Origin of the sequence: Pseudomonas sp. JV241A, from assembly GCF_900275665.1 — a bacterium.
GTDB classification, from domain to species: domain Bacteria; phylum Pseudomonadota; class Gammaproteobacteria; order Pseudomonadales; family Pseudomonadaceae; genus Aquipseudomonas; species Aquipseudomonas wadenswilerensis.
The window spans coordinates 21,539-33,060 of sequence record NZ_OPYO01000025.1 but is presented as its reverse complement, the minus strand read 5'-3'; the positions used below and the strand labels follow the sequence as shown (position 1 = coordinate 33,060).

Sequence of the window (11,522 nt, the reverse complement as noted above, 5' to 3'; positions counted from 1 at the left end):
CGCGGCCAGTACATGCCGGCCGCAGTCGGAAGCTTGCTGCTCTAGGGCGCATGATACGCCTGTGTTGCCGGTAGGGGGGAGGGGTGCGACCTTTGGCCGCGTTGGGGAATCGCAGGTAATAGTGTATTGGCCCGTGTCAATTGACGCAGATCATGGCTAGGGGCGGGGGTCTATAAAAAAGCCCCGGCAGTTTTACTGCCGGGGCTTTTGCCAGCTGGGCGAATTACTTCGCTTCAGCGGTTTTCTCAGGCTGGTGCGACAGACTGTAGACATAGGCCGCCAGCAAGTGGACCTTGTCGTTGCCCTGGATCGCTTCCTGGGCAGGCATCTGGCCCTGGCGGCCGTAACGGATGGTCTGCTGCAGTTGGGCGAAGCTCGACCCGTAGATGAACGCGGTCGGGTGGGTCAGGTCAGGCGCACCCATGGCCGGGGTGCCCTTGCCTTCAGGGCCGTGGCAGGCCACGCAGTTGGTGGCAAACAGCTTCTGGCCGTTGGCCGGATCGGCTTTGGCGTCCTTGGGCAGGGTGCGGCCATCGAGGTTGGTCAGCACGTAAGCGGCCACGTCGGCAACGCCTTGCTCGCCGATCACTTCGGCCCAGGCCGGCATCACGCCGTGACGACCGCCCATGATGGTGGCCTTGATGGTTTCCGGCTCGCCACCCCAACGCCAGTCGTTGTCGGTGAGGTTGGGGAAGCCGTAGGAGCCCTTGGCGTCGGAGCCGTGGCACACCGAGCAGTTGGAGGCGAACAGACGGCCACCCATCTTCAGCGCTTGCGGGTCTTTGGCCACTTCTTCAATGGGCATCGAGGCGAATTTGGCGAAGATCGGCCCGAACTTGGCGTCCGAGCGGGCCATTTCCTTCTCCCACTCGTGCACGCCGGTCCAGCCGGCCTGGCCGTTGGCGAACTCGGTTTTCTTGTCGTTGTCCAGGTACTGGTAGCCCGGCAGCAGGCCTTTCCAGTTACCCAGGCCCGGGTACAGCACCAGGTAGCCCAGGGCAAAAACGATGGTACCGACGAACAGCATGAACCACCATTTTGGCAGCGGGTTGTCGTACTCCTCGATGCCGTCGTAGGCGTGGCCCACGGTTTCTTCGGTGGTTTCGCTGCGCTGGCCCTTGCGGGTGGACAGCAGCAGCCAGGTCAGGGCGAAGATGGTGCCCAGACTCAAAACGGTGACGTACAGACTCCAGAAGGTAGTCATTCGTTGTTACTCCTAGACGCTTTCGCTTGCGCTTGCTCGACGTGCTTGCTGGCTTCGGGATCATCCGCGAAGGGCAGCATGGTCGCTTCGTCGAACTCGGACTTGCGCCGAGAACTGAACACCCACAACGCCAGGCCGATAAAGGCCACCATCACTACGACGGTGCCCAAGCCACGAATCATCCCGATATCCATCAATGTCACCGTTTGCTTTTGATGATGGTGCCCAGGCCTTGCAGGTAGGCAACCAGGGCGTCCATTTCAGTCTTGCCCTTGACCGCGTCGCGGGCACCGGCGATGTCTTCATCGGTGTACGGCGTGCCGAGGGTGCGCAGGACTTCCATCTTCTTCACCGTGTCCTTGTCGTCGAGCTTGTTCTCTACCAGCCACGGGTAGGCCGGCATCTTCGACTCGGGCACGACGTTGCGCGGGTTGTACAGGTGAGCACGGTGCCAGTCGTCGGAGTAACGACCGCCGACGCGGGCCAGGTCCGGGCCGGTACGCTTGGAACCCCACAGGAACGGGTGATCCCAGACGCTTTCGCCCGCGACCGAATAGTGGCCGTAGCGTTCGGTTTCGGCGCGGAACGGCCGGATCATCTGCGAGTGGCACTGCACGCAGCCTTCGCGGATGTAGATGTCGCGGCCTTCGAGTTCCAGCGCGGTACGTGGCTTCATGCCCTCGACCGGCTTGTTGGTGACGTCCTGGAAGAACAGCGGGACGATCTGGGTCAGGCCGCCGATGCTCACGGCGATGACCATGAAGAAGGCCAGCAGGCCGATATTCTTCTCGACTACTTCATGCTTCATCAGTGAGCTCCAACTACAGCGATCTGAGCGGCGGCTTCAGCTTCGGCCGGCTTCGAGGCGCGTACGGTACGGAAGACGTTGTAAGCCATCAGCAGCATGCCGGAGGCGAAGAACGCACCGCCCAGGGCGCGGACGATAAAGCCCGGGTGGCTGGCTTGCAGGGCTTCGACGAAGGAGTAGGTGAGGGTGCCGTCGTCGTTGATTGCACGCCACATCAGGCCCTGGGTGATGCCGTTGACCCACATCGAGGAGATGTACAGCACGGTACCGATGGTCGCCAGCCAGAAGTGTGCGTTGATCAGGCCGGTGCTGTGCATCTGCTCGCGGCCGTAGACCTTCGGAATCATGTGGTACAGGGCGCCGATCGAGATCATCGCGACCCAGCCGAGGGCGCCGGCGTGTACGTGGCCAACGGTCCAGTCGGTGTAGTGCGACAGCGAGTTGACGGTCTTGATCGCCATCATCGGCCCTTCGAAGGTCGACATGCCGTAGAACGCCAGCGATACCACCAGGAAGCGCAGGATCGGGTCGGTGCGCAGCTTATGCCAGGCGCCCGAGAGGGTCATCATGCCGTTGATCATGCCGCCCCAGCTTGGCGCCAGAAGGATGATCGACATGGCCATGCCCAGCGACTGCGCCCAGTCCGGCAGGGCGGTGTAGTGCAGGTGGTGGGGACCTGCCCAGATGTACAGGGTGATCAGTGCCCAGAAGTGCACGATCGACAGGCGATAGGAGTAGATCGGGCGCTCGGCCTGTTTCGGCACGAAGTAGTACATCATGCCCAGGAAGCCGGTGGTCAGGAAGAAGCCCACGGCGTTGTGGCCATACCACCACTGGATCATCGCATCGGTGGCACCCGAATAAGCCGAGTAGGACTTGAACAGGCTGACCGGCAAGGAGGCGTGGTTGACGATGTGCAGCATCGCGGTGACCACGATGAAGGCGCCGTAGAACCAGTTGCCCACATAGATGTGTTTGGTCTTGCGCTTGACGATGGTGCCGAAGAACACCACACCGTAGGTGACCCAGACAATGGCCAGCAAAATGGCGATCGGCCATTCCAGCTCTGCGTATTCCTTGGTCGTGGTGTAGCCCAGCGGCAAGGTCACGAGCGCGCCGACGATCACCGCTTGCCAACCCCAGAAGGTGAAGGCCGCGAGGCTGTCGGAAATCAGTCGCGTCTGGCAGGTTCGCTGCACGACATAGTAGGAAGTGGCAAACAGTGCACAACCACCGAAGGCGAAGATCACCAGGTTGGTGTGCAGCGGGCGAAGGCGTCCGAAGCTCGTCCACGGCAGGTCCAGGTTAAGCTGGGGCCAGACCAGTTGCGAGGCGATGAAGACACCAAGCCCCATGCCAAGGATCCCCCAGACCACCGTCATGATGGCGAACTGGCGGACGACCTTATAGTTATAAGCAGTCGGACTGATTGCTGTGCTCATTCTAAGGTTCCACGGTTTGGGTGTTTTTATAGGGTAAAAATCGGCGCAAGTATGTATAAACCGTGTGGTTATTGCAACGCGATGGCGCCCGCGCCGATCCTTGCCAACGCCTGCTCCACAGCGGTTTCGAGCCTTTTCGGCGGGCAAATTGTACACAATTAATTAGTTGATATGTGTACCAAAATTTGATTTTTCGTCTAAGGCAAAGGCTTCTGCCGAACGCTTGCTCAGTGCCGTTGATCACTCGCACATCGGCGCTTGAGTCGGCCCCATCAGCCTTTGCGCAGAACCGCTGACGAAAAATGCCCCAAAAAGGTGCAAGCGCGCCGGCTGTTTCAGTCGCTGTGGCAACAAGCTTAGTTGTGATCGAGGGGGGTGCAAGGCGTGGGCAGGGCGGGGTGCGACACTTGGTCGCAAGGGGCGAAGGGAACCGCCGCATCGGGTGCCGATGCGGCGGTTTGAGTCAAGGCTCAGTTACTCAATCGTTTTACTTGGCAGACAGGGTTTCGCCTTGGGCAGGTTCCTCCTGGGACAGGCTGTAGACATAGGCGGCCAGCAGGTGGACCTTGTCGTTACCCTGGATCGCTTCCTGGGCAGGCATCTGGCCCTGGCGGCCGTAACGGATGGTCTGCTGCAGTTGGGCGAAGCTCGAACCGTAGATGAACGCGGTCGGGTGGGTCAGGTCCGGTGCGCCCATGGCCGGGGTGCCCTTGCCTTGCGGGCCGTGGCAGGCCACGCAGTTGGTCGCGAACAGCTTCTCGCCGTTGGCAGGGTCGGCCTTGGCTTCCTTCGGCAGAGTGCGGCCATCGAGGTTGGTCAGGACGAACGCGGCCACGTCGGCAACGCCTTGCTCGCCAATCACTTCGGCCCAGGCTGGCATCACCCCGTGACGACCACCCATGATCGAGGCCTTGATGGTTTCCGGATCGCCGCCCCAGCGCCAGTCCTTGTCGGTGAGGTTAGGGAAGCCGTAGGCACCCTTGGCGTCCGAGCCGTGGCAGACCGCGCAGTTGGAGGCGAACAGACGGCCGCCCATTTTCAGCGCCTGGGGATCCTTGGCCACTTCCTCCACCGGCATGGCGGCGAACTTGGCGAAGATCGGTCCGAACTTGGCGTCGGCCTTGTTCATTTCCTTTTGCCATTCGTTGGTCTGGGTCCAGCCGTCCTCATAACCGGGCAGGATGCCTTTCCAGTTGCCCAGGCCCGGATAGAGGATCAGGTAGCCGACCGAAAACACCAGGGTGCCGACGAACAGCCAGAACCACCACTTGGGCAGCGGGTTGTCGTACTCCTCGATGCCGTCGAAGCTGTGGCCCATGGTCTGGTCGGTGGTGCCTTTGGTTTCGCCCTTGCGGGTGCCCAGCAGCAGCCAGGTCAGGCCGATCAGGCTACCGATGGTCAGTACGCAGATGTACGTACTCCAGAAGGTGGTCATTGCCCGTTACTCCTCGGTTCGGGTTCGTTGGCGGCAGGTGCCAGGCGCTCGTCGGCGAATGGCAGCAGGCTGGCTTCGGCGAATTCACGGTCACGCCGGCCGTTGAACACCCACAGCGACAGGCCGATGAAGGCGATGGCCACCAGCAGGGTGCCCAGGCCTCGTAGCTGGCCGATATCCAGTGTGAAGTCCATGGCGCTTACCTCTTGTTCTTGATCGCGGTGCCGAGCACCTGCAGGTAGGCGACCAGCGCGTCCATTTCGGTCTTGCCCTTGAGCGACTCCACCGCGCCGCTGATGTCGGCGTCGGTGTACGGCACGCCGAGGGTGCGCATGGTGCGCAGCTTGGTCTCGGTGTGGCTGCTGTCGACCGGGTTGGCGACCAGCCATGGGTAGGCCGGCATCTTCGACTCGGGCACGACGTTGCGCGGGTTGTACAGGTGCGCACGGTGCCAGTCATCGGAGTAGCGGCCGCCAACGCGGGCCAGGTCCGGGCCGGTACGCTTGGAACCCCAGAGGAACGGGTGGTCCCAGACGCTTTCACCGGCTACCGAGTAGTGGCCATAACGCTCGGTCTCGGCACGGAACGGCCGGATCATCTGCGAGTGGCACTGCACGCAGCCTTCACGGATGTAGACGTCGCGGCCTTCCAGTTGCAGCGCGGTGTAGGGCTTCATGCCCTCGACCGGCTTGTTGGTGACGTCCTGGAAGAACAGCGGGACGATCTGGGTCAGGCCGCCGATGCTGACGGCAAACACCATCAACAGCACCAGCAGGAAGACGTTCTTCTCGATTACTTCGTGTTTCATCAGGGTCTCCTCAGGCCAGCTGCGCGGCGGCAGGGGCGGTCGCGGCCACCGGGGCACGCACGGTGCGCCAGGTGTTGTACGCCATCAGCAGCATGCCGGTGAGGAAGATCGCCCCGCCGACGAAGCGCACGATGAAGCCAGGGTGGCTGGCCACCAGGGTTTCGACGAAGGAGTAGGTCAGCGTGCCGTCTTCGTTGACTGCGCGCCACATCAGGCCCTGGGCGATGCCGTTGACCCACATCGAGGCGATGTAGAGCACGGTGCCGATGGTCGCCAGCCAGAAGTGCGCGTTGATCAGGCCGAGGCTGTACATCTGCTCGCGGCCGAAGACTTTCGGGATCATGTGATACAGGGCGCCGATCGAGATCATCGCGACCCAACCGAGGGCGCCGGCGTGGACGTGGCCGATGGTCCAGTCGGTGTAGTGCGACAGGGCGTTGACGGTCTTGATCGCCATCATCGGGCCTTCGAAGGTCGACATGCCGTAGAACGCCAGGGACACCACGAGGAAACGCAGGATCGGGTCGCTGCGCAGCTTATGCCAGGCGCCCGAGAGGGTCATCATGCCGTTGATCATGCCGCCCCAGCTTGGCGCCAGGAGGATCAGCGACATGATCATGCCCAGCGATTGCGCCCAGTCGGGCAGGGCGGTGTAGTGCAGGTGGTGGGGACCTGCCCAGATGTACAGGGTGATCAGCGCCCAGAAGTGCACGATCGACAGGCGATAGGAATACACCGGACGCTCGGCCTGTTTCGGCACGAAGTAGTACATCATGCCGAGGAAGCCGGCGGTCAGGAAGAAGCCTACGGCGTTGTGGCCGTACCACCACTGGACCATGGCGTCGGTGGCGCCACCGTACAGCGAGTAGGACTTGGTCAGGCTGACCGGGATTTCCAGGTTGTTGACGATGTGCAGGATCGCCACGGTGATGATGAACGCACCGAAGAACCAGTTACCGACATAAATGTGCTTGGTGGTGCGCTTCATCAGCGTGCCGAAGAACACCACGGCGTAGGCCACCCAGACAATGGTGATCAGGATGTCGATCGGCCATTCCAGTTCGGCGTATTCCTTGGAGCTGGTATAACCCAGCGGCAGGCTGATGGCAGCCAGCAGGATCACCAGTTGCCAGGCCCAGAAAGTGAAAGCTGCCAGGCGTGGCGAGAACAGGGTGGTCTGGCAGGTGCGCTGGACCGAATAATAGGAAGCGGCGAACAGTGCGCAACCACCGAAGGCGAAGATCACCGCGTTGGTGTGCAGCGGTCGCAGGCGGCCGAAGCTGGTCCAGGGGAGGTCGAAGTTGAGCGAAGGCCAGACGAGTTGCGCGGCGAGAAAAACGCCGAGCCCCATCCCGACGATTCCCCACACCACCGTCATAATGGCGAATTGGCGGACCACCTTGTAGTTGTAGGCGGTACTGCTGGTTGTGTTCATGTATGGGTTCCCATCCACGGTTATAGGCAGACTAAACAGCGAGGCAAGCATGAGTAATGGGCAACTGGCCGGTATTGACGGGGATCAATGGGCGCGGCTGGTCGAAAGCCGCGGCTGGCTGTGGAATGCCCCGCAAAATCAGGGGGATGGCCAGCATTCGGGGTGCCTGATCCTGGCCCATGGCGCCGGTGCGCCGATGGATAGCGGGTTCATGCAGGAAATGGCGCAAAGGCTGGCGGAGCAAGGGCTGGGGGTGCTGCGCTTCGAGTTTCCCTACATGGCCCAGCGGCGCACGGATGGTGGCAAAAGGCCGCCAAATCCGCAGGCAAAGTTGCTGGACTGCTGGCGTGAGGTGTACGCGCAGGTGCGACCATTGGTCACTGGGCCATTGGCCATTGGCGGCAAGTCCATGGGCGGACGCATGGCCAGCATCCTGGCTGACGAGTTGGAGGCTGATGCGCTGGTGTGCCTGGGCTATCCGTTTTATGCAGCGGGGAAACCGGAAAAGCCGCGGGTGGCGCACCTGGCTGAACTGAAGACACCGACGTTGATCATTCAGGGTGAACGCGATGCCCTGGGCAATCGGCAGACGGTGGAGGGGTACGAGCTGTCGTCAGCGATCGAACTGTGCTGGCTGCAGGCGGGGGATCATGACCTGAAGCCGCTGAAGGCTTCGGGGTTCAGCCATGCCGATCATCTGGCGACGGCGGCGGACAGGATTGTCGCGTTTCTGAAGTGAGGGGGCTGCTGCGCAGCCCATCGCTGGCAAGCCAGTTCCCACAAGTTGTTCACCGCAATCCTTGTGGGAGCTGGCTTGCCAGCGATGGGGTCGGCGCCTGATTCAGGCTTAGCCGCGATACTCGCACAGGTAAGCAGTATCAACCGCCACCTTCAGCTGGAACTTGCTGTTGGCCGGCACATTGAACTGGCTGCCGGCGCTGAAGGTTTCCCAGTTGTCGCTGTCGGGCAGTTTGACGGTCAGGGCACCCGACACCACATGCATGATTTCACGCTGGGCAGTGCCGAACTCGTATTCGCCCGGGGCCATCACGCCAACCGTGGCCGGACCTTCAGCGGTGCCGAAAGCGATCGACTTGACCGTGCCATCAAAGTACTCGTTGACTTTAAACATGGGCGACTCCTGAAAAAGGGGCTAAAAAGGCAGGCCAGTATGCCCAAGGCCCGGAGCGCCGTCATCCGCTTTCAGGTGCCATTGGCCGGCAGGGTCAGGGGCAGCAGGCGAGCGGTGTTGCGTGCGTCTTCCAGGGCCCGGTGCTGCTGGCCACTGAACTGCAGGCCAGCCAGCTGCAGCGCGCCATTGAGGCCTAGCGGCCGCTGCAGTTGGCGGGCTTTGGCGAAGCGTTGCTTGAGGTTGATGTGCGGCAGGGTCTCGAGCAGGCTGCCGAGCTGATACTGCTGCCATTCCTGCAGCAGTTGCTTACGGTCGTAGTCGCCCCAGCTGACCCAGCCCTGCAGGTGCTTGGCATGATGACCGAGCCAGCGCTCGAACTGCGCCCAGACTTCGGCGAAGGTTGCCGCCGTGTCGACATTGGCCTGGCTGATGTGGGTCAGCTCGCGGCAGAACGGGGTCAGTTGCGGTCGCCGCCGCGGGCGCACGAAACGCTGGAAATGCCCAACTTCCCTGCCCTGGCGGTCGACCAGGGTCGCGCCGATTTCAATGATTTCCATCTCCGAGACCGGCCAGCCGCCATCGTCTGTGGTTGCTTCAAGGTCGATCACCAGCCAATGGCCCATAGTAGGCTCCCATGCAAGACTGGTTAGAGCGTAGCCAAACTCGCGCGCGGCGGGTATCCCCTGGCGTTTTGCCTGCTGTGCTTGGCACAACCGACAGTTGTGCAACGCCTTGAAAACGCCTAGCTTAGGCAGATTCCGGTTCAAACCCGCAAAGAGTGTGTTGCTTTGAGTTCAACGCCCATGCCACAGACGGTGTCCTTGCTGTTAATGCTTGCCGCAATGTGGCTGCTTCCGTCGGTCCGGGCGGCCGAAGAAATCGAGGTCAAGGTTGGGGCGGCGCATTTCCCTCCCTATACCGTGCGCCCGGAGCAGGGGGCCGATACCGGCCTGTTGCCGCAACTGGTCGAGGCGCTCAACAACAACCAGCAGCGTTACCGCTTTATCCTGGTACCCACGTCCATCCCGCGGCGCTTCGGCGACTTTCAGCAGGGCCGCACCGACATGGCGATCTTCGAGAATCCCGAATGGGGCTGGCAACAGATCCCCCATGTGAGTGTCGACATGGGCCTGGAAGATGCCGAGGTCTTCGTCACCCATCGCCAGCCTGGACGTGACCAGAACTACTTCACCGATCTCAAGGGCAAGCGCCTGGCGCTGTACAGTGGTTACCACTACGCCTTTGCCGATTTCAATCCCGACCCCAGGTACCTGGCCGATACCTACAACGCGACCCTGACCTATTCCCATGACAGCAATTTGCTGATGGTCCAGCGCGGCCGCGCGGATATCGCCCTGGTCACCCGTTCATACTTCAGTGACTTTCTGGTCCGTAACCCGCAAAGCGCCGAGCAGTTGCTGGCGTCCGACCGCGTCGATCAGGTCTACCATCACTACGCACTGTTGCGCCCCGACGCGCCCATCAGTGGTGCGGAGTTTGCCAGGCTGTTGCAGTCCCTGCGTGACAAGGGCGCGTTGCTGAAAATATTCCAGCCTTACCGTATCAGCGTCAGCACCCCCAAGGCCGACTAAATTTGCCTGGGCTGGCGACGTTCACAAGGGTGAGCCGATCATTCCCTTGTGAGCCCAGATCATGCCATTCGATTCTGCTTCGCCGACTTTGTCCTTGCCTCGCTGGCGCAGCCTCAGCGCCGATGAAGGTGATTGCCACCTGAGCCTGGTGCTCGAAGGCAGCCCGTTGGTGCGTGTGCGCCTGCAACGCGGCGAAACCTTGCAGGTCCAGCTTGAAGAGCATGCCCGCGACCGTGTGCAACAGGCCCTGTGGGCTGTTTGCTACTGGCTGTTCGCCCGTGATCCCGGCTGCCAGCGCCTGACCTGGCAGCTGCATCAGCCGCCGCAGGAAGCCTTGAACAGCGGTTTGCTGATCGCCACGCAGGTGAAGGGCCAGTACTTGTGTGAGCGCAGCCTGTTCTGGCAGCTGCCCCAGCCCTGGCTTGGCCAGCCCTTAGCGGGCGTCTATCCGCAACAGATGCAGATCAGCGACGGCAAGCGACACCCTCGGCGTGCGCCAAAGCCGCGTGGCGAAGTGTATCGGCGCTTCGATGCGCGCTTGGGTGCCTGGGTCTCGCTGCGCACCCTGGAAATCGACCAGGACCTGGAGCGTTTCAATCGCTGGCAGAACAACCCGCGGGTGCTGAACTTCTGGCAGGAGGGCGGGAGCCTGGAGCAACACCGCGAGTACCTGAACAAGCTTGAGGCCGATCCCCACAGCCTGACCCTGATCGGCTGTTTCGATGACCAGCCCTTCGCCTACTTCGAAGCCTACTGGGCCAAGGAAGACCGTATCGCGCCGTTCTATGCGGTGGATGACTACGACCGTGGCATTCACATGCTGGTGGGCGAAGAGCTGCACCGTGGGCCGCACAAGGTCGCCAGCTGGTTGTCAGCGCTGGTGCATTACCTGTTCCTGGATGACCCGCGCACCCAGCGCGTCGTGGCTGAACCGCGGGCGGACAACGGCAAGATGATCGGCTACATGCACGATCAGTGTTTTCATTGCGAGAAGGAGTTCGACTTTCCGCACAAGCGTGCGGCATTGATGATTCTGGGCAGGGAGCGGTTTTTCGAAGGTTGCAAGTTGCTCTGACCCCAAGCGGCAAGCGGTATCACCACCCTCTTGCCGCTTGAAACTTGTAGCTTGCCGCTCTCAAGCCCTCTGGCTTGAGACCTTGCGACAATGCACCAGGGCATCGCGAATCATGAAGTTGACCAGGGTCGGCGAGACGCCCAGTTCCTTGGCGATGTCCTTTTGCGGTACGCCATGCAGGCGGTACATCTCGAAGGCATAGCGGGTGCGTTGGGGCAGATCGTTCAGGGCCTCGGCGATGTGTTCCAGGGTGGTGAAGTTGGTATGCGTAGCTTCTGGCGAGGCGCCCTGGATGACCACATTCAGGCCCTCCTCTTCGCTGCCGGAATACTTGAGCTCCATCGCCTGCTTGCGGTAGTGGTCAATGGCCAGGTTGCGCACGATCTGGAACAGGTAGCTGAGCTGGGCCTTGAACGAGGAAGTGATCTGCGGCGCCGAGCTGAGTCGGAAGAAAGCATCCTGAACGACATCTTCGGCCCGCGAGTGGCAGCCGGTGATGCGTGCGGCAATCTTCACGAGGATGCTACGGTTGTCGACAAACGCCTGGAGTAACGGTGAATCGCACTTACTTGTGGATAGTTGTTCCGCCAT

At 61.6% G+C, this 11,522-nt stretch carries 14 protein-coding genes; 3 read left to right on the top strand and 11 right to left on the bottom strand.

What is annotated here, in order from left to right; genetic code table 11:
* Nucleotides 1–223: 223 nt before the first annotated feature.
* The 8 genes from ccoP (JV241A_RS16215) to ccoN (JV241A_RS16180) form a co-directional block, all read right to left on the bottom strand.
* Nucleotides 224–1,204, bottom strand: a complete 981-nt coding sequence (gene ccoP, locus JV241A_RS16215) for a cytochrome-c oxidase, cbb3-type subunit III (protein WP_115087977.1) — start codon at nt 1,202–1,204, stop codon at nt 224–226.
* Nucleotides 1,201–1,398: a CcoQ/FixQ family Cbb3-type cytochrome c oxidase assembly chaperone gene (locus JV241A_RS16210; protein WP_010225992.1), complete on the bottom strand. Its 198-nt coding sequence runs from the start codon at nt 1,396–1,398 to the stop codon at nt 1,201–1,203. Before JV241A_RS16210 ends, ccoP (JV241A_RS16215) begins: the two co-directional genes overlap by 4 nt.
* Nucleotides 1,399–1,403: 5 nt before the next feature.
* Complete coding sequence (ccoO, locus tag JV241A_RS16205; RefSeq protein ID WP_115087976.1) at nt 1,404–2,012, bottom strand: cytochrome-c oxidase, cbb3-type subunit II; 609 nt, start codon at nt 2,010–2,012, stop codon at nt 1,404–1,406.
* The gene (gene ccoN, locus JV241A_RS16200; protein WP_115087975.1) at nt 2,012–3,454 is read right to left on the bottom strand and encodes a cytochrome-c oxidase, cbb3-type subunit I; all 1,443 of its coding nucleotides are present in this window, start codon (nt 3,452–3,454) and stop codon (nt 2,012–2,014) included. The genes ccoO (JV241A_RS16205) and ccoN (JV241A_RS16200) overlap by 1 nt, the downstream gene beginning before the upstream one ends.
* A 487-nt stretch (nt 3,455–3,941) precedes the next feature.
* The gene (gene ccoP, locus JV241A_RS16195) at nt 3,942–4,889 is read right to left on the bottom strand and encodes a cytochrome-c oxidase, cbb3-type subunit III (protein WP_115087974.1); all 948 of its coding nucleotides are present in this window, start codon (nt 4,887–4,889) and stop codon (nt 3,942–3,944) included.
* Nucleotides 4,886–5,083 carry a CcoQ/FixQ family Cbb3-type cytochrome c oxidase assembly chaperone gene (locus JV241A_RS16190; protein WP_115087973.1) on the bottom strand — a complete coding sequence of 66 codons (198 nt, stop codon included), beginning with the start codon at nt 5,081–5,083 and terminating at the stop codon, nt 4,886–4,888. The genes ccoP (JV241A_RS16195) and JV241A_RS16190 overlap by 4 nt, the downstream gene beginning before the upstream one ends.
* A gap of 5 nt (nt 5,084–5,088) precedes the next feature.
* Nucleotides 5,089–5,697, bottom strand: coding sequence for a cytochrome-c oxidase, cbb3-type subunit II (gene ccoO, locus JV241A_RS16185; protein WP_115087972.1), 609 nt, complete (start codon nt 5,695–5,697; stop codon nt 5,089–5,091).
* Nucleotides 5,698–5,707: 10 nt separating this feature from the next.
* The gene (gene ccoN / locus JV241A_RS16180) at nt 5,708–7,132 is read right to left on the bottom strand and encodes a cytochrome-c oxidase, cbb3-type subunit I (RefSeq protein WP_038996264.1); all 1,425 of its coding nucleotides are present in this window, start codon (nt 7,130–7,132) and stop codon (nt 5,708–5,710) included.
* 49 nt (nt 7,133–7,181) lie between these two features.
* Between ccoN (JV241A_RS16180) and JV241A_RS16175 the strand changes: the two genes are divergently transcribed.
* Nucleotides 7,182–7,871 carry an alpha/beta family hydrolase gene (locus JV241A_RS16175; protein WP_134063507.1) on the top strand — a complete coding sequence of 230 codons (690 nt, stop codon included), beginning with the start codon at nt 7,182–7,184 and terminating at the stop codon, nt 7,869–7,871.
* Between the two features lie 108 nt (nt 7,872–7,979).
* Here JV241A_RS16175 and JV241A_RS16170 read toward each other — a convergent pair whose 3' ends face one another.
* Together JV241A_RS16170 and JV241A_RS16165 are read right to left on the bottom strand one after the other, a co-directional pair.
* On the bottom strand, nt 7,980–8,264 hold the full coding sequence (locus JV241A_RS16170; protein WP_010225980.1) for a pyrimidine/purine nucleoside phosphorylase: 285 nt from the start codon (nt 8,262–8,264) through the stop codon (nt 7,980–7,982).
* 71 nt (nt 8,265–8,335) lie between these two features.
* On the bottom strand, nt 8,336–8,887 hold the full coding sequence (locus tag JV241A_RS16165; RefSeq protein ID WP_115087970.1) for an exonuclease domain-containing protein: 552 nt from the start codon (nt 8,885–8,887) through the stop codon (nt 8,336–8,338).
* Between the two features lie 207 nt (nt 8,888–9,094).
* Between JV241A_RS16165 and JV241A_RS16160 the strand changes: the two genes are divergently transcribed.
* Both JV241A_RS16160 and JV241A_RS16155 read left to right on the top strand, forming a co-directional pair.
* A complete protein-coding gene (locus JV241A_RS16160) occupies nt 9,095–9,856 on the top strand; it encodes a transporter substrate-binding domain-containing protein (protein ID WP_134063505.1) in 762 nt (253 codons plus the stop codon).
* Nucleotides 9,857–9,917: 61 nt separating this feature from the next.
* On the top strand, nt 9,918–10,931 hold the full coding sequence (locus JV241A_RS16155) for a GNAT family N-acetyltransferase (protein ID WP_115087969.1): 1,014 nt from the start codon (nt 9,918–9,920) through the stop codon (nt 10,929–10,931).
* Between the two features lie 60 nt (nt 10,932–10,991).
* On the opposite strand, the gene JV241A_RS16150 is transcribed toward JV241A_RS16155, so the two are convergent.
* Nucleotides 10,992–11,522: an RNA polymerase factor sigma-70 gene (locus tag JV241A_RS16150; protein ID WP_115087968.1), complete on the bottom strand. Its 531-nt coding sequence runs from the start codon at nt 11,520–11,522 to the stop codon at nt 10,992–10,994.